At 58.5% G+C, this 18,404-nt stretch carries 14 protein-coding genes; 12 read left to right on the top strand and 2 right to left on the bottom strand.

Annotation, left to right across the window (positions count from 1 at the left end; translation table 11 throughout):
* Nucleotides 1-93: 93 nt before the first annotated feature.
* Nucleotides 94-2,862 carry a DNA polymerase I gene (gene polA / locus ACUXV1_RS03815; RefSeq protein ID WP_446014605.1) on the bottom strand — a complete coding sequence of 923 codons (2,769 nt, stop codon included), beginning with the start codon at nucleotides 2,860-2,862 and terminating at the stop codon, nucleotides 94-96.
* Between the two features lie 15 nt (nucleotides 2,863-2,877).
* Between polA and ACUXV1_RS03810 the strand changes: the two genes are divergently transcribed.
* From ACUXV1_RS03810 to ACUXV1_RS03780, 7 genes are all read left to right on the top strand, one after another.
* Complete coding sequence (locus ACUXV1_RS03810) at nucleotides 2,878-3,606, top strand: LOG family protein (RefSeq protein WP_019101898.1); 729 nt, start codon at nucleotides 2,878-2,880, stop codon at nucleotides 3,604-3,606.
* 26 nt (nucleotides 3,607-3,632) lie between these two features.
* Nucleotides 3,633-3,959, top strand: coding sequence for a DUF2782 domain-containing protein (locus ACUXV1_RS03805; protein ID WP_039755176.1), 327 nt, complete (start codon nucleotides 3,633-3,635; stop codon nucleotides 3,957-3,959).
* Nucleotides 3,960-3,969: 10 nt separating this feature from the next.
* Entirely contained in the window at nucleotides 3,970-4,908 is a 939-nt protein-coding gene (gene thrB, locus ACUXV1_RS03800; RefSeq protein WP_043635204.1) for a homoserine kinase, read from the top strand.
* 136 nt (nucleotides 4,909-5,044) lie between these two features.
* Nucleotides 5,045-5,314: a hypothetical protein gene (locus ACUXV1_RS03795; protein WP_052370432.1), complete on the top strand. Its 270-nt coding sequence runs from the start codon at nucleotides 5,045-5,047 to the stop codon at nucleotides 5,312-5,314.
* A 195-nt stretch (nucleotides 5,315-5,509) separates the two neighbouring features.
* Complete coding sequence (locus ACUXV1_RS03790) at nucleotides 5,510-8,365, top strand: YjbH domain-containing protein (RefSeq protein WP_446014606.1); 2,856 nt, start codon at nucleotides 5,510-5,512, stop codon at nucleotides 8,363-8,365.
* Between the two features lie 28 nt (nucleotides 8,366-8,393).
* Nucleotides 8,394-10,313 carry an SLBB domain-containing protein gene (locus ACUXV1_RS03785; RefSeq protein ID WP_052370423.1) on the top strand — a complete coding sequence of 640 codons (1,920 nt, stop codon included), beginning with the start codon at nucleotides 8,394-8,396 and terminating at the stop codon, nucleotides 10,311-10,313.
* Between the two features lie 32 nt (nucleotides 10,314-10,345).
* Nucleotides 10,346-11,533: a GumC family protein gene (locus ACUXV1_RS03780; RefSeq protein ID WP_446014607.1), complete on the top strand. Its 1,188-nt coding sequence runs from the start codon at nucleotides 10,346-10,348 to the stop codon at nucleotides 11,531-11,533.
* Between the two features lie 77 nt (nucleotides 11,534-11,610).
* Here ACUXV1_RS03780 and ACUXV1_RS03775 read toward each other — a convergent pair whose 3' ends face one another.
* Nucleotides 11,611-12,813: a multidrug effflux MFS transporter gene (locus ACUXV1_RS03775; protein WP_043635210.1), complete on the bottom strand. Its 1,203-nt coding sequence runs from the start codon at nucleotides 12,811-12,813 to the stop codon at nucleotides 11,611-11,613.
* A 186-nt stretch (nucleotides 12,814-12,999) separates the two neighbouring features.
* Here ACUXV1_RS03775 and arsC point away from each other — a divergent pair, with 186 nt between their 5' ends.
* From arsC to ACUXV1_RS03750, 5 genes are all read left to right on the top strand, one after another.
* Entirely contained in the window at nucleotides 13,000-13,347 is a 348-nt protein-coding gene (gene arsC, locus ACUXV1_RS03770; RefSeq protein ID WP_043635213.1) for an arsenate reductase (glutaredoxin), read from the top strand.
* Nucleotides 13,348-13,625: 278 nt separating this feature from the next.
* Nucleotides 13,626-14,126 (top strand): MarR family transcriptional regulator, encoded by a 501-nt coding sequence (locus tag ACUXV1_RS03765; protein WP_043635397.1) that lies wholly within the window; start codon nucleotides 13,626-13,628, stop codon nucleotides 14,124-14,126.
* Nucleotides 14,127-14,235: 109 nt separating this feature from the next.
* Nucleotides 14,236-15,642 (top strand): efflux transporter outer membrane subunit, encoded by a 1,407-nt coding sequence (locus tag ACUXV1_RS03760; protein WP_446014608.1) that lies wholly within the window; start codon nucleotides 14,236-14,238, stop codon nucleotides 15,640-15,642.
* Between the two features lie 10 nt (nucleotides 15,643-15,652).
* A complete protein-coding gene (locus ACUXV1_RS03755; RefSeq protein ID WP_043635217.1) occupies nucleotides 15,653-16,813 on the top strand; it encodes an EmrA/EmrK family multidrug efflux transporter periplasmic adaptor subunit in 1,161 nt (386 codons plus the stop codon).
* 12 nt (nucleotides 16,814-16,825) lie between these two features.
* Entirely contained in the window at nucleotides 16,826-18,358 is a 1,533-nt protein-coding gene (locus ACUXV1_RS03750) for a DHA2 family efflux MFS transporter permease subunit (RefSeq protein ID WP_043635220.1), read from the top strand.
* Nucleotides 18,359-18,404 lie beyond the last annotated feature (46 nt).

Genomic DNA, 18,404 nt, shown 5'->3' with positions numbered 1-18,404 from the left:
AGCCAGGCATTTAGGCCAGGGCCAACAAAACGACATGAGCATGAAAAAAGCCAGCCTACCCGGCTGGCTTTCAGATTACGATGCAAATCTCGCTCAGTGCGCGCTTTCCCAACTTTCCCCCGCGCCCACCTCCGCCAATAGCGGCACCTTGAGCTTGGCCACGCCGGCCATGATCTCAGGCAAACGCCGCTTAACCCGCTCCAACTCGGCTTCCGGTACTTCCAGCACCAGCTCGTCGTGCACCTGCATGATCAGTTTGCTGCCCATGGCGTCGTCCTGCAGCCAGTTCTGCACCGCTATCATCGCCAGTTTGATCAGATCCGCCGCCGTACCCTGCATCGGCGCATTGATCGCCGCGCGCTCGGCGCCAGCGCGGCGCGCCTGATTCGAGAGCTTGATTTCCGGCAGATACAAGCGACGGCCAAACACGGTTTCAACATAACCTCGCTCGCGCGCGGTTTCGCGCGTGGTCTGCATATACTCTGCCACGCCCGGATAGCGCATGAAGTAACGATCGATGTATTGCTGGGCGGCGCTGCGCTCTATGTCCAGCTGCGCGGCCAGGCCAAACGCGCTCATGCCGTAGATCAGGCCGAAATTGATCGCCTTGGCGGCCCGCCGCTGATCAGGGCTGACTTGGGACAATTCCACGCCGAACACCTCGGCGGCAGTGGCGCGGTGGATGTCCTCTCCGCTGGCGAAGGCTTGCAACATGCCGGCGTCGTCGGACAAATGCGCCATGATGCGTAGCTCAATCTGCGAATAGTCGGCGCTGACAATCACATGCCCCGGCGGCGCGATGAAAGCCTCCCGCACGCGACGCCCTTCCGGTGTGCGCACTGGAATGTTCTGAAGATTGGGGTCCGAGCTGGCCAAGCGTCCGGTGATCGCTACCGCTTGGGCGTAATTAGTATGCACTCGGCCGGTGGCAGCATTGATCAGCAGCGGCAATTTGTCAGTGTAGGTGGACTTGAGCTTGGCCAGGCCGCGATATTCCAGAATGCACTTGGGCAGGGGGTGGTCCAGCGCCAAGGCCTCCAATACCGACTCATCAGTGGAATAACCGCCGGACGGAGTCTTCTTCACGCCCTTGGTGGGAATGGCCAACTTGCCGAACAGGATTTCCTGCAACTGTTTGGGCGAGTTCAGATTAAACGGCTGGCCGGCCAATTCATAAGCCTGGCTCTCCAGCCGCAGCATTTCTGTGCCCAATTGGTGGCTTTGCGCCGCTAGCCGGTCGCGGTCTATCAACACCCCATGTCGTTCCATCGTAAACAATACCTCGGCCACCGGCAGCTCGATGTCGCGGTAGACCTCGCGCAAGCGTCCTGTCAGCAGGCCGGAGAAGTATTGATTCAAGCGCAGCGTGATGTCGGCGTCCTCGGCCGCGTAGTTGGACGCAGTGTCCACGTCCACCTCGCCGAAGCCGATCTGCTTGGCGCCTTTGCCGCAAATCTCCTCGTAGCTGACCGTGGATTCGCCCAGGTGACGGCGCGCCAGATCGTCCATATTGTGGCGCTCATGGCTTTCCACCACATAGGAGGCCAGCAGGGAATCGTCGATCACGCCCGCCAGGCGAATGTCGTGATTGGCGAATACATGACGGTCGTACTTCAGGTTCTGGCCGCATTTTTTCCTGTTGGCGTCTTCCAGCCAAGGTTTGAGCTTGGCCAGGCTTTGCTCCAGATCCAATTGCTCAGGCGCCCCGGCATAGTGATGCCCCAACGGCAAATAGGCGGCCTCGCCGGAACGCACCGAGAAACTGATGCCGATAATACGCGCCTGCATCTGGTCCAGACTCGTGGTCTCGGTGTCCAGCGATACCACGTCCGCCACCGCCAGCTTGGCCAGCCAGGCATCCAGTTGCTCAGCGACCAGAATGGTTTCATAACGTCGCTCCGCCACCGCCTCCGGCAGAGCCGGGCTGTCTTGCGCGACTTCAATGGCGAACAGGTCGTCCCCCTGGGCCCCGGCGGTGGTTTGCGCCACCGCGGGCATGTCTTCACCCTCGGTCACCTCGCGGTAGAAAGTACGGAATCCCAATCCCTGATATAACTCGGCCAGCCGCGGCTTGTCCTTGACCCCATGCTGCAAGCTGTCCAGGCCGTAAGGCATGTCCGCGTTCAGATCGACATCGCACTTGATGGTGATCAGCTCGCGGCCCTTGGGCAACCAGTCCAGCACCGCGCGCAGGTTCTCGCCCACCTTGCCGCCCACCTCTTCCGCCTGTGCGATGATGGCGTCCAGACTGCCGTACTGCTCCAGCCACTTGACCGCCGTCTTGGGACCGCACTTGTCGACGCCCGGCACATTGTCCACCTTGTCGCCGATCAGGGTCAGGTAGTCGACGATCAATTCCGGCGGCACGCCGAACTTGTCCTTGACCCCGTCGCGGTCGAAGGTTTCATTGGTCATGGTATTGACGATGGACACCAGGCCGTCCACCAATTGCGCCATGTCCTTGTCGCCGGTGGAGATGATTACCCTCATGCCGGCGGCCGCGCCGGCTCGCGCCAGCGTGCCGATCACGTCGTCGGCTTCCACCCCCGGCACTACCAGCATCGGCCAGCCCGAGGCTTGCACCACCTCATGGACCGCCGTAATCTGGGAGGCGAGTTCCTCCGGCATCGACGGGCGATTGGCCTTGTATTCGGGGTAAAGGTCGTCGCGAAACGTCTTGCCTTTGGCGTCGAAAACGCAGGCGCTATAATCGAACTGCACTTCCTTCTCCAGCCGCCTGAGCATGTTCACCATGCCGTAGACAGCCCCTACCGGGCGGCCATCCGGAGAGCGCAAATCGGGCATCGCGTGAAAGGCGCGGTACAAATAAGAAGAGCCGTCGATCAATAACAGTGTTTTCATAAAAAGAGGCAGAATATGAGCTTGTCCGATAAATTACCGCAAACCAGCGATCGTCACGCAATGATGCAGCGTTTCCGTTCCCGCGAAGCCTGGCATGTGATGAAGATCATGTCGGAGTTTGTCGATTCGGCGGAAGCCTTGCAAGGCATCATGCCGGCGGTGAGCATTTTTGGCAGCGCGCGCACGCCGCGCGACCACAAGTATTACAAATTGACCGAAGAAGTCGCGCGCCTGCTGTCGGACTCGGGCTTCTCCGTCGTTTCCGGGGGCGGCCCCGGCATCATGGAAGCCGCCAATAAGGGAGCATTCTACGGCAGAAGCCCGTCCGTGGCGCTGAATATCGTGCTGCCGCATGAACAGAAACCCAATGAATACCAAGACCTGAGCATCAAGTTCAACCACTTCTTCAGCCGCAAGGTCATGTTCGTCAAACACGCCATCGCCTACGTGGTGATGCCGGGCGGCTTCGGCACGCTGGACGAAATGTTCGAGGCGCTGACGCTGATCCAGACCGGCAAGAGCCGCAAGATTCCGATCATTCTGTGCTGCAGGGAGTTCTGGGAAGGCCTGCTGGACTGGGTCAAAGACCGCTTGATCAGCGAGGGCATGATCAACCCCGACGACATGAATCTGATCCAACTGATCGACGATCCTCGGCAAATCGTCGAAACTATCTTCAAACATTACGAAACCCGCGGTTTTGAAGCGCTGCCCGAAGAGCGCGAACAACTGCTGCATCTTTAAAACTGATGACAATCAAGGACCACGCCATGCGCCGCCTGCTCGCCGCCCTCGCCCTGCTGCCATTGACAGCCGCCTGGGCCGATACGCCCCCTCCCGCCAAGACTCCGGTGCCGCCGCCGCCGGCGATCAGCGAACAAAACGCCGCCACCGCGGAACCTGAGGTGCGCATCATTCAGAAGGGCGAAGACAAGATCGAGGAATACCGGCTCAACGGCCATTTGTACATGGTCAAGGTGACACCGTCGCACGGCGTGCCCTACTACCTGATGGACGATAACGGCTCCGGCTCCATGAAACAGATCGATCCCGCCAACCGCATCATCATCCCGCGCTGGGTGCTGATCCGGTTCTGAGAGGGCAACCATGTCTGTTTACACCACGGTCAGCCATGACCAGATGCAGGAATGGCTCAAGCGTTACACCTTGGGCCAGCTGCTGGACTTGCAGGGCATCGCCTCCGGCATCACCAATACCAACTACTTCGTCACCACCACGCATGGCCGCTACGTGCTGACGCTGTTCGAAGCGCTGAAACTGCAGGAACTGCCCTATTACCTGACGCTGATGAGCCACTTGGCGCGCCACGGCGTAGCCTGCCCGGCGCCGGTAGCCGACAATACAGACCAGTTCGCCTCGATGCTGGCCGGCAAACCGGCCTGCCTGGTCAGTTGCCTGGACGGCGCCGACGTCGCGCAGCCCACCCCGGCGCAATGTCGCGCCGTCGGCGAGATGCTGGCGCAAATGCATATCGCCGGCGCCACCTTCCCCGGCAAGATGGCCAATCCCCGCGGCCCGCGCTGGTGGAGCGAAACCGCCCGCATGGTTTACCCCCGCATGGACGAAGACGCCGCCGCCTTGCTTCGCGAGGAGGTGCAGTTCCAGGACAGCCACCGCTTCGATCACCTGCCCTCGGGCGTGATCCACGCCGACTTGTTCCGCGACAATGTGCTATTGGACGGCGACCGCATAGCCGGCTTCATCGACTTCTACTACGCTTGCAACGACGTGCTACTCTACGACCTGGCCATCGCGGTCAACGACTGGGCACGCAACGATGATCACAACATAGACGATGATCGCGCCGCCGCACTGCTTTCCGGCTACCAGTCTGAGCGCAAGCTCACACCGGAAGAGAAAAAGGCCTGGCCGCTGATGCTGCGCGCCGCCGCGCTGCGCTTCTGGGTGTCACGTCTGCAAGATCTGCATTTCCCGACAGCGGGCGAGATGACCTACACTAAAGAGCCGCAGGTTTTTCAGGCCGTTCTCAGCACCCATAGAACTCGTCTGCACTTTTGGACATAAACCATAGTTAATCCGTCAAATAGCGCTCGTCATACAGCATTCACTTTGCTAAAGACAATATACTGTCTTATGATGCAGGCTGTAGTATCTTGCAAATATTCTTGTGTCCAACTTTCGAACATATAAGGACTTCATCATGTTGAAAAAAATCATGCTGATCGCTTTGGCTGGCGCACTTTCCGCTCCGGTATTCGCAGCGGAAGAAGCCGCTGCCACCTCCGCCGCGGGCTCTAGCGCTGCCGGTACCACCTCCGCAGCCGCCGCTGGCGCCGCCGGCACCACTGCTGGCATTGCTGGCTTGAGCGTTGGCACTATTGCTGCTATCGGCGCCGCTGTAGCAGCTGCCGTAGCTGTCTCGAGCAATAGCGACTCGTCGACCAGCCACTCCGCGACCACTCATCACTAACAGCTCAACCATTTGGCCTGATGATTGCTTAGGCCAGGTGGACTTAGCTGTATTAATCAGGCAGCTTATCTTCAACAAATAAAGATAACTGCCTGATGCTTTATTCTGTATTCCATTATAATTTTGAGCTATGTGGCGCCCCGAAACATCACACCCTCATAGCACCATAGAAAATTCAAATAATTCAAAAATATTGTGTCAATTTCACTTTCTTTGCGCAGCGGGATAATCAAATGGGTTTTAATTGGCGGCGCATATTATTATTGCGTGCCACTCGCTTTAGCTCAACCAAGCCTCAATGGTCAGCTTGGCTACATCAATATGCCATCCGCCGATGTTGGCCGCGATGGTTCTCTGAGCTTTGGTTTTAGCACGGACAAGCCCTATGACACTCTCTGGACCTCCGCCACCATTTTACCATTCCTGGAAGTTTCTGGTCGCTACGTCTCTATATCTGGTATTGCTGGTTTCGACAATCAGCAGTATGGCGGAGGTTATGGCAGCTACAAAGACAAGGCCATAGATACAAAGTGGAAGATATTCTCTGAAACCTCGACATGGCCAGCCCTATCCTATGGGCGCACAGACATATTTGGCACAGCTTTATGGCGGGGCAACTACATTGTCGCCAGTAAACATATTCTACCTAATTTAGAGGCCTCGATTGGATTTGCTTCAGGACGTATTGAAGGCCCCTTTGGCGGGGCTCGGTGGACCCCTCAAAGCTATCCGAATTGGTCACTAGTAGCCGAATACGACGCCAATAATTACCCAAAAGATTTTCGTGCAGAAGATACCTTTGCCAGCCAAAGAAAAAAGGGCTCGGCAGTTGGCATAGAATACCGTTGGGGTTGGCTGGGACTACAGCTTGCCAAGCAAAATACCCATACCAGCCTGAATGCCTCCATTGAAATTCCTCTCAATGAGCGGGAATTTGTTCCCAAGATTTCTGAACCCGCCTACTTCTCAGGCAGCCTGGAAGTGCCGATCCGGCCTACGCTTAGCCAGTGGCAAAACGATACCAGCTATGGCCATCGCTTAGTATCTGCGCTCAGCCGTCAGGATTTCAAGAATATCCGCATCAGTGTTCAAGGTGATGAGCTGTTGCTGGAGCTCACTAATAGCCGTATTTCCAATGTAGGCCGCGCTGTTGGTCGCGCGGTGCGTACCGCCCTTTATTTTGCTCCAATAGAAACGCGCAATATCCGCGTCGTATACACCAAGCTGGAGCAGCCTATCGTCACCTATAGTTTCTTTAATTTGACGGTGCTGAACAATTACTTGCTGGGCAAAGTCGATCGGCAGACTTTCTTGGAAAGCGTCTCGATCAAGCCGGGCAGGGATGCTGAACTGGTGGAGCGTTCGGCCGAGCAATTGGCCTCTACCATTCGAGATGGCGTCAGCCTGGAAGTCATGGCAGGCAAAGACGGCGATATTGTCCAGATCAATGCGGAAGACAATGAGGCCAACCGCTTCCGTCTTGTGCCAAAAACAGGCGTCTATTTTAACGATCCCAGTGGGGCGTTTCGTTATGAGATCGCAGCGGCGGCGACCTATACCAAAAGACTGGGCAGCGGCCTATATCTGAACAGCGCCTTGAGCACCAACCTATACAATACGGTTTCTGGCGTTAAACAAGCATCGAATAGCTTATTGCCTCATGTGCGCTCCGACGTAGCCGATTACAAAAAAACCAATACCCCCAAGCTTGATCGCCTGATGCTCAACCAATACCTGACATTTGGCGCCAATACCTATGCGCGGGCCTCTGCTGGTATTTATGAGGAAATGTTCCGTGGCGCAGGCGGTCAAGTCTTGTATTTCCCGGAGACCCGGCACTGGGCGGTAGACCTCACTGTCGATGCGCTACAGCAGCGCGACGTCAAAGGCTGGTTCGGCAAGCGCGATTATCAAACCGTAACCGCTCTCGCCGCCCTGCATTACCGGTTGCCGATGAATGTGACCGCCACCGTCCGCGCCGGGCGTTTTCTGGCCAAAGACATGGGGGCACGTCTCGAGGTAAAACGCCGCTTCCACTCTGGCATAGAAATTGGCGCTTGGTATACCAGCACCAATGGCAACGACATCACCTCCCCGGGCACGCCAAGTTCACCTTATAAAGATAAGGGCCTGTTCATATCCATCCCGCTGAACAGCATGCTGACCTTGGACACTCAAGCTGTTGGTAATTTTTCCTTGTCGCCATGGACTCGGGACGTTGGCCAAATGGTCATGTCCCCTGGCGATCTTTACGACATTCTCAGCGATCCTCGTCGTGATGTGGAAATGTATGACGGCCTTGGCAATTTTGCGGAGCGCTCCGATGAGCAGAACCTTCCTGCGGTCAATCCACCATTGCCGACCTTCCAGCCCTGGCCTGCGATACGCCTGCGTCTCGAGGATAGCGGCCGGCAATTTTCCCGCCTCGACGACAAGACCAGCGCACTGACAACCGCCGCGGGGCTAACCCTGGCAGCCATGGTGCTGGATAAACCCATCAATAAGGCCATCAACCAACGCCAAGATCATCGCCTGCTACGCGGCTGGAAACATATCGGTGATGCCGCTCCTCTCATGGCAATCGGCCTGGCTGGCAGCGCCTTCGCCTTCGGCGATGAGCGTTTGAGCAATACCGGCCTGATTTCCCTTGAGTCCGCCGCTCTGGCAAGTGCTGGCAGCATGGCATTCAAAGGCTTGGTCAATAGAGCCCGCCCCGATAGCAGTGATAATCCATGGCGAAAGCAAAGCGCCGATGCCGCCCGCTTCCAGAGCAGCTTCACATCCAACCATGCTGCCGCGCTATTTGGAACCGTCACCCCCTTTGCCAAAGAATATGACCAGCCTTGGCTCTACGGTTTGGCTGCAATTGGCGCGCTCGGCCGGGTTGCCGGCAAAGAACATTGGTTATCGGATGTCGCCGCAGGCAGCCTGATCGGTTATGCCTCCGGCGCCTGGCTATGGCAGGCTCAGCGAGATGAGTCCCGGTACCGCACCACGATGATGATTGGGCCCAATCAAGCCGGTATCCAAGTTTCGAAATCATTAAACTGAATAACTATTGAATATGGCCTTATAAGCAATGAAAAACTTCAAAAATATTTCAAGCGGCATTTCCATCAGCCTGATTGCTGGCATCTTCGCCTTCGGTGCTGCCTCAGCCCACGCAGCTCCAAATAGCAAATCTGCCGCCGCCGGCTTTTCGGAAACGATGATGCAGGGCTATGACAGTGACCCCTCATTCGGCATGCCCAATATTGCCAACCAGCCCCCCTTCCCGAATCAATCTACGCGTTTTGGACAAGCAAACCAAATGCGGCCCGTTCAGGCGCGCAAACAAGAAGAGCAGCAACTAAGCCCATTTGTTGAGTTTGTCCGGGTGGCAACAGGTAAAACCTTGCCCATTTTTGGCAGCGATCTGTTCAACAACCCGCCATCGACGTTTGCACCCACCGATGCGGCTCAGGTCAATCCAGATTACATCATCGGGGCGGGAGATCAAATTCAGGTCAAGGGCTGGGGAATGGTCGACATTGACCTGACCTTGACCGTGGAACGCAACGGCACAGTCTACCTGCCCCGTGTCGGCTCGGTAGCCGTTGCCGGCATCAAGTTCAAGGACTTGCAAGACACTCTCAAGAAAAGCGTTTCTCGCGTTTTCAACAACTTCGAGCTCAGCGCCAGTCTGCTGCAAGCGCGAGCAGTACAAGTTTATGTGGTCGGCAATGCTCAGGCGCCAGGGAGTTATACCCTGAGCGGAATGAGCACATTACTGAATGCGCTGTTCGCCTCCGGCGGCCCCAACGACAATGGCTCGATGCGCAACATCCAATTGATGCGCGATGGCAAACTAGTCGGCACTCTCGACTTGTACAAGATTCTGGTTGATGGCGACAAATCCACCGACCTGACCCTACGTGATGGAGATGTCGTTCGCATCTCCCCTGCCGGTAAGAGAACGGCTCTGCTAGGCGACGTCAAACACCCCGCGATTTATGAGTTTTCCACCGGAGAAAGCGCCGCGGACTTGTTGCGTTGGGCTGGCGGCCTGGAGTCCGCCGCGGAAAACAAGGCATGGCGGCTGGAGAAAAATACGGATAACCAATTTGCCTTGCAATGGCAGGCGACCCCGGATACCAGCAACATCAACGCGCCATCTTTGAAACAACTCAAGCTGGCCGCGGGTGATATTTTCCGAGTATTCGCTCCTGGAGCTTTGCCGGTGGACCTTCGCCAAGAAACCGAGTTTGTCCGGATCAGCGGCGAAGTCAAACAAACCGGGACTTTTCAACTGCAAAAAGGCGAAACACTGCGCGAGCTAGTCATGCGTTTGGGTGGGGTAACCGAATATGGTTATATCTTTGCCACTGCCCTGCAGCGTGAAAGTATACGTAAAGAGCAGCAAATCAAGCTGGATCAGGTTGCCTCCCGTTTCGAGAAAGAACTGGAACAAACTGCAGCAGCCAGACTCTCCAAACAAACCGACAAAGACAATGTTGCAGCCATCACCGCGGAAGTGGAGCGTCAGCGCAAGTTAGCCGAGAAAATGCGCACGGTCAAGGCGGAGGGCAGAGTGGTACTGGAACTCAACGGAGCCGATGCCCAAGTCAAAGACCTACCAGACCTGCCCTTGCAAAATGGAGATACCATCACCATTCCACGCCGACCAGGTACCGTCAATGTTTTAGGCGCGGTCTATCAAAGCAATGCTTTCATCTATCGCCCGCAACGCGCGGTTAAAGACTACCTTGATCTCGCTGGCGGCATCACCCAGACCGGCGATAAGTCCGCCACCTATGTACTCCGGGCGGATGGCACCGTGGCCAGCAACAATAATGCCGGCTGGTTCTCCAGCTTGGGAGGGAAACGCATCAATCCAGGCGATACCATCGTCGTACCAGACGAAGTCGTCGTCAGCAGTTGGACTCAGTCCTTGAAAGAGTGGACCTCGATTCTCTATCAGTTCGGCTTGGGTGCTGCCGGTCTTAAAGTCCTGAAATAAGCAATCCGCCGCCTTAACACCTGGAATTGATTATGTCCATGAATGAGAACTCCATCAGACCACACGACGACTCCGAAGAGATCAATCTTCTGGAAATCATTCGAGTCTTAGTACAGCAAAAATACTGGATTATCGGCAGCACAGCCTGCCTGGGGGGAGCTGCACTGCTTTTCAGTCTACTCCTGCCTCCCACGTTTACCTCAACCGCAAAAATCTTGCCCCCACAGCAGCAGAGCGCCGGTATGAGTGCCCTGCTGGGACAGTTAGGCGGCTTGGCCGGAGTTGCCGGCAGCGTCTCTGGACTAAAAAATCCAAACGATCTTTATATCGGTATGCTGCAAAGCAGAACCGTTGCCGACAATTTGATTCGGCAATTCAAACTAAAGCAGCGCTATCAAACAGACTCTCTGGATGCCACCCGCAAAGAGTTGCAAAACGCCAGCTCAATTACTAGTGGTAAAGACGGCATAATCACTGTCAGCGTGGATGACTCAGAGCCTCAGTTTGCAGCCAAGCTGGCTAATGCCTATATCGAGCAGCTTATCAAGCTGAATCAAAGCCTGGCGGTGACCGACGCGGCCAAACGGCGCCTGTTCTTTGAAAACCAACTCAAGCAAACCAAAGCACAACTTGCCGAAGCGGAAACCGCGCTGCGCCAAACCCAGGAACGTACCGGCATGATTCAACCGGAAGGACAGGTCTCCGCAATCATGAGTACGGTTACCCAACTCAAAGCGAGTATCGCGGCTAAAGAAGTACAGTTGGAAGCTATGCGCAGCTATGCAACCGAGCAGAACCCGTTGTACCAGCGTACAAGCCAAGAACTTGCCGGCTTAAAAACCCAACTGGCAAAAATGGAAACCGGCAAAGAAACCGCTGGTGACGTGATGGTGCCAACCGGCAAAGTGCCTCAGTCTGGCCTTGAATATTTCCGCCGGCTACGGGATGTCAAATACCAGGAAACCATCTTTGAGCTGCTCTCCAAACAATACGAACTGGCTCGTATTGAGGAAGCCAAGGACTCGTCTCAAATCCAGGTGCTGGACAAGGCCGATATCCCGGAACTGAAGAGCAAGCCCAAACGTGCGCAGATCATCATGATGGGCGTCCTTGGGGGGCTGGTAATAGGCATTCTGCTAGCCTTCCTGCGTGACCGCATGATTGCCGCCAAGCAGTCCGGGCGCTTACGCGAGTTTGCCTTAGCCTTCAAAGAAAGCTGAGCACTAAAAAAAAACACCACAGCGCTGCTGTGGTGTTTTTTTATAGGGTTTTAAATCGTGAAGACACCACGACGCTCTCAGGATGCCATTGTTACCTTCCGCCTATAGCCCATCCGGAACACGAAGCCCAACACCAGCATGACCATCATGCAGGCCGCCAGGCTCAATGGGCTACCCCAGACCAATGGCGCGATCAAGCCCGCCACCACGCTGGACATCATGGTCTGGAAAAAACCTTGCAACGACGAAGCGGTGCCGCGAAGCGATGGGAACTGATCCATCAGATTCAGGGTGATGGATGGCGCGGCGATTGACATGCCGGTTGTGTACAGCGCCAGAGGCAACACCGCCCACGGCATCGCGGCCTCCGGCGCAAGCAGGTTGTACAGCAAGTTCCAGCCGGCGGCGATGAACATCACCACATAGCCGCGAGACACAATATCCTTCTGCGATACCCGCCCCGCCATCTTGCCGGACAGGTAAGCGCCGAACATGATGCCGGACACCGCTGGGCCAAACATCCACAGGAACTGCCCCGGACCCAGATGCAAATGCTGCATCAAAAAGACCGGCGCCGATGGGATGTACAGGAAGAACCCAGCGAAATTGAATGATACCGCCGCAGTCAGTAGCTGGAACTCGCGCTTACGCCCCACCTGCCAGTAATTGGCCAACAGGTATTTGATTTTCAAGGGCTGGCGCGCGGACTCATGATGGGTTTCCGGCAAGGCGAACCAGCTCATCAGGAAGAGCGCCAGGCCAATCAACGCCATGAACACGAAGATGGAGTGCCAGCCAAAGGCGCCGAACAACCAGCCGCCCACCACCGGCGCGATGGCAGGCGACAGCGAAAACAACATGGTGACCTGCGACATCAGCCGCTGGGCATCGGCGCCGTCCAGCTTGTCGCGGATGATGGCGCGCCCCACCACCAAGCCAGCGCCGCCGCAGAAGCCTTGCAGCGCCCGGAACAACAGCAGTTGGCCCAGGCTGTCGGCGAAGGCGCATCCTATCGACGCCAGGCTGAACAACAAGGTGGTGACCAGCACCACCGGGCGGCGTCCCACCGCGTCCGAGATCGAGCCGTGCCACAGCATCATCACCGCGTAAGACAATAAATATACTGTCAGCGCCTGCTGCATCTGCAGTGGCGAGACAGCCAAGCTTTGCCCGATCGCGCTCATCGCCGGCAGGAAAGTGTCGATCGAAAACGGCCCCAGCGTGGACAGGGCCGCCAGCAGGATTGCCAGCCCGAAGTGGCTGCGTGTGGAGGGATGCATGGCGGATAAATAACAATGAGAGTCAATGCATGTTAACGGTTAGGCCTGCACTTGCCAAACCGGACTGATGTAAATAAAACGTCATAGCCTCATATCGCGCTTTTCAAGCGCGCGCCGCTGGCGCCGGCTTCGATTTCGTGCCACGATCAATCCACTCCACGCCAGCCATAACAAGGAGAGACCAGCATGATTCGCCTGTATCACAACCCGCGCTGTTCCAAATCCAGGGAGGCGCTGAGCCTGCTGGAAAACGCCGGCGCGGAAATCGAAATCGTAGAGTATCTGAAGCACCCGCCCAGTTACGAAGAACTGGAGCGCCTGCTGACGCTGCTGAACATGGAGCCGCGCGACTTGATTCGCCAGAAGGAGGAGGAATACACCGAACTCTACCTGGACGACATCACGCTGGAACCCAGACATCTGATTACCGCCATGATAGACAATCCCAAGCTGATCGAGCGCCCTATCGCCGTCTGCGGCGAACGCGCCGTGGTGGGACGGCCGCCGGAACGGGTGCTGCAGCTTCTGGACTAAGAGCCTGTGCACGATCTCGCGAGCTAGGGCGAGACAAGGCGAAAACCGCTGAGAAAGCGGGATGTACATACGGTACATGAGCATTTCGAAGGTGTGTCCACCGTGACGCGCAGCTGATCGTGAACAGTTTCCTAAGCCTAGCTGGCTCCACCCTCCAGCGCCCAAGGCAATCGCTCTTGGGCGTTTTTGCATTCAACGTCCCGCCAACCTGCACTCGTCCCATCCCCTTCAAAATTATCACTTGCGTAATAGTAACATCCGTTACTAAAATGGCGCTCATGAATCCAACCAAGTCATTTCAAACGCTTGAGCAGGCTGTAAACCGGATCGAAGCGCGTTTTCCCGGCGTACCCCGCCAGGAAGTCATTCTGGCGCGCTTGCTGTACCACATCCTGCCTCGGCTGTCCGCTCACCTGTGCGACAAGCTGAAGCATCACGGCCTCAACGAGACGGTGTGGATGGCCCTGCTGGCGCTATACGCCTGTCCGCAACAAGCGCTCTATCCGTCTGAAATCAGCGACACGCTGGATTCATCGCGCACCAACGCCACGCGCATTGCCGACGAACTAGTCAAAAACGGTTGGGCGGCTCGTTCTCCCAGCGCGGAAGACCGGCGCAAGATCCTGCTGGAGTTGACGCCGGGCGGCGTTCAACTCGTGGAATCCCTGCTGCCCGTTTCCCGCGAATGCCACCGCGAGTTGTGGTCGGATTTCGACGCCGCGGAAAAACAGGAGTTCGAACGCTTATTGCGCAAGCTGCTCTGCAGCTTGGGCGGTTGAAGCTGGGAAACCGGCTTTTTTTCGTCCTTATAATAACTTGCGTGACTATCACATCATCAATCACTTTACCAATTGCTAATACAGCAAGTGAACACGGGAGTCCCACAAGGTGAAAAAGACTCAATGGCAGCACGGCGTCAGCGCCCTGCTGCTCAGCGCCCTGTTGGGCGGCTGCGCGAGCTTCGGCCCTGACAACGTCCCCGCATCTGAGCTCAAAGCCGAACAATTACGGCTGACCGATGGCCAGGGCGAACGGATCGCCAATGATTGGTGGACGCAACTGAACGACGCCGCGCTGAGCCAGCTGGTGGCCAAGGCCCTGCAGGACGCGCCCTCGCTGAAACTGGCCGAGGCCCGGCTGCGCCAAGCGCGCGCCGCAGTCGGCATCGTCGAAGGCAATAGCGGCCCCAAACTCGATTTCAGCGCCAATATGACACAGCTGCATTACGAGTTCCCGGCGCCGATCTCGCGCGACTACGTCAACGCCTACACCGCGATGCTGATGGGCAGCTGGGAGTTCGACTTCTGGGGCAAGCACCGCGGCCAGATCGACGAAGCCGTCGGCCAGCAGCAAGCCATCGCCTTCGAAGGCGCGCAAACCCGGCTGACGCTGACACAAGCCGTCATCGCCCAATACACCCAGTTGCAACGGCTGCAGGCGCAAAGCGCGGTGCTGGCCAAGCGCATCCAACTGGCAGAAAGCCGCCAGACGCTAACCCAGGCCCGCATCAACGCCGGCCTGCTGCCGGGCGATAACCAGCGCGGCAACGAAGTCTCGCTGCATCGCCTGCGCCAGCAGCAAAGCGCGCTGACTCAGGACAGCGACCGCGCCCGTCACGCGCTGGCGGCGCTGACCGGCCAAGGCCCGGAAGCCTTGCGTGACTTGCAGCCCGGCAAGACGCTGACGGTGCCGGCCATGGACGCCGACGGACTGAACACCGACCTGCTGGGCAAGCGCCCGGACATCGCCGCCCAACGCGCGCGGGTGGAAGCCACCGCCGGCGCGGTCAAAGCCGCGCGCGCCGAGTTCTATCCCAATATCAAGCTGACCGCCTTCGCCGGCCAGACCTCGCTGGAATTCAACAAGTTGATGAACGGCGACTCCACCTTCTGGGGCTTCATGCCGGCGATCAGCCTGCCCCTCTTCCACTCCGGCGCGATCCAGGCCAATTTGGGCAAACAGCGGGCCGGCTACGACATCGCCGTGCACAGCTACAACCAGACCGTACTGGACGCGCTCCGCGACGCCGCCGACTCCGTCAGCGGCTGGCAACAAAGCGGCAAGCAGCTGGAACAGGCCCGCCAAGCACAAGACAGCAGCCGTCGCGCCGCCGACTCCGCCGCCGCCCGCTTCAAGACCGGCATCATCAACAAACTGAACCTGCTGGACGCCCAAGACAGCGCACTGGCGCAACAATCGGCGCGCATCGACGCCGAAGCCGGCCGCAAACTGGCCTGGGTTTCCCTGAACACCGCATTGGGCGGCGGCTTCAACGCTGCGCCCGCCACCCACTGAGAACGCATCCATGGACAAGAAAACCAAAACCGCGCAAGGCCGCAAACGCAATCTGATCGTCGCCACCACCCTATTCGCCGCCATCGCCATCGGCTATGGGGCGTACTGGACGCTGGTGCTCAGCCACCAGGAAAGCACCGACGACGCTTATGTCAGCGGCCATCTGGTGCAAGTCACCCCGGAAGTGGGCGGCACCGTCGCCAAAGTCCTGGTGGACGACACCCAGCACGTCAAGGCCGGCCAATTGCTGGTCAGCCTGGACAAGAACGACGCGCAGCTCAACTTCGACCGCGCCCGCAATGAATTCGCTCAAGTCGTGCGCCAGACTCGGCAGTTGATGAGCAACACCCAGCAACTGGCCGCTCAAGTCACGCTGCGCGAAACCGAACTGGCCCGCGCCGACGCCGATCTGAAGCGCCGCAAACAGCTGGCCGGCACCGACGCGCTGTCGGCGGAAGAGTTGAGCCACGCCAACGACGCCGTCGCCGGCGCCAAGGCCGCGCTGGACGCCGCGCGCGAACAGCAAAAAGCCAGCGCCGCGCTGCTGGGCAAGGACGCGCTGGCGCAGCAGCCCGCGGTCAAGGCCGCCGCCAGCCGGCTGAAAGAAGCCTGGCTCGCGCTGCAGCGCACCGAAATCAAAGCGCCATTGGACGGCGCCGTCGCCCGCCGCAATGTGCAGGTGGGCCAGCGCCTGGCCGCCGGCACCCCGCTGATGTCGGTGATCCCGCTGCAAAACCTGTGGGTGGACGCCAACTTTAAGGAAGGCCAACTGGCCAAGATCCGTATCGGCCAGCCGGTGGAGCTGAAATCCGACCTCTACGGCGGCAAGATCGTGTACCACGGCAAAGTGGTGGGCCTATCCGCCGGCACCGGCAGCGCTTTCTCGCTGCTGCCGGCGCAGAACGCCACCGGCAACTGGATCAAGGTGGTGCAACGCGTACCGGTGCGCATCCAGCTGGACCCGAAAGACCTGCAATCGCACCCGCTGCGCGTCGGCTTGTCGATGGACGTGGTGGTGGACACCTCCAGCACCGACGGCAAGGCCGTGGCCGAAGCCCAGCCCTTCGTCGCCCACCAGGACGTCTCCGGCCAGTTACCGGACCTGAAACAGGCCGACGAACTGGTGCGGACGCTGCTGGCGGCCAACGCGGGTGAAGGCAAGGCCGAATAAGGGGGCCGGACCATGAATCATCCACCATTGACCGGCTCCAAGCTGGTCTGGATCACGCTGGCGCTGTCGATGTCGGTGTTCATGCAAGTGCTGGACACCACCATCGCCAACGTGGCGCTGCCCACCATCTCGGGCAACCTGGGCGCGGCCACCAGCCAGGGCACCTGGGTGATCACCTCCTTCGGGGTGGCCAACGCCATCGCGGTGCCGCTGACCGGCTGGCTGGCCAAACGCCTGGGCGAGGTGAAGCTGTTCACCGCCTCCACCCTGCTGTTCGTGCTCACCTCCTGGCTGTGCGGCATGTCCAGCAGCCTGGAAATGCTGATTTTCTTCCGCGTGCTGCAAGGCGCGGTGGCCGGCCCGATGATTCCGCTGTCGCAGAGCCTGCTGTTGTCCTGCTATCCGCCGGAGAAGAAAGGCATGGCGCTGGCGCTATGGGCGATGACGGTGATCGTCGCGCCGGTGTTCGGCCCGATTCTGGGCGGGGTGATCAGCGACAACTGGCACTGGGGCTGGATCTTCTTCATCAACGTGCCGGTGGGACTGGCGGCGGCCTTCATTTCCTGGCGCATCCTCAAGCCGCGCGAAACCGAAACCGTCGATCTGCCGATCGACCGCATCGGTCTAGCCCTGCTGGTCGTCGGCGTGGGCGCGCTGCAAATGGTGCTGGACCGCGGCAAGGAGCTGGATTGGTTCAACTCCACCGAGGTGATCACACTTGCGGTGATCGCGGTGCTGGCGCTGGTTTATCTGGTGATCTGGGAGCTTGGAGAGAAGCATCCCATCGTCGACCTCGGCCTGTTCAAACAACGCAACTTCACCGTCGGCACCGTCGCCATCAGTCTGGGCTTCATGCTCTACTTCGGCACCGTGGTGCTGCTGCCCTTGATGCTGCAGACCCAGATGGGCTACACCGCCACCTGGGCCGGCCTGGCCGCGGCGCCCATCGGGCTGATCCCGGTGGTGCTGTCTCCCATCATCGGCAAGTACGCGCAGCGGCTGGACATGCGCTGGGTGGTGACGGTGAGCTTCAGCGTGTACGCCGTCTGCTTCTTCTGGCGCAGTACCTTCAACCCCCAGATGGACTTCGCCTACGTGGTGTGGCCACAGGTGGTGCAGGGCATAGGCGTGGCCTGCTTCTTCATGCCGCTGACCACCATCACGCTATCCGGCCTGCACCCGAGCCAGATCGCCAGCGCGTCCAGCCTGTCCAACTTCCTGCGGATTCTGGCCGGCAGCATCGGCACCTCGATCACCACCACGATGTGGGACCGCCGCGAGGCGATGCACCACGCGCGCCTGACCGAGCATGTCAGCCTCTACGATCAGGCCTCCAACGCCTGGTTCCGGCTGCTGGACATGGCCGGCCTGTCCTCCGGGCAGCAGGCGGCGCTGACCTCGCTGCAGATCACCAAGCAGGGTTACATCATGGCGGCCAACGAGATTTTCTGGCTGTCCGGCGTGCTGTTCGTACTGCTGATCGGCCTGGTGTGGTTCGCCAAGCCGCCGTTCACCGCCTCCGGCGGCGACAGCGGCGCGCATTAAGTCCCGTCATCCATCCTCGCCGGACAGCCAAGCTGTCCGGCGTGTT

The sequence above is a fragment of the Chromobacterium sp. W521 genome (assembly GCF_052805975.1).
This window is presented reverse-complemented; position numbering and strand designations above follow the sequence as displayed.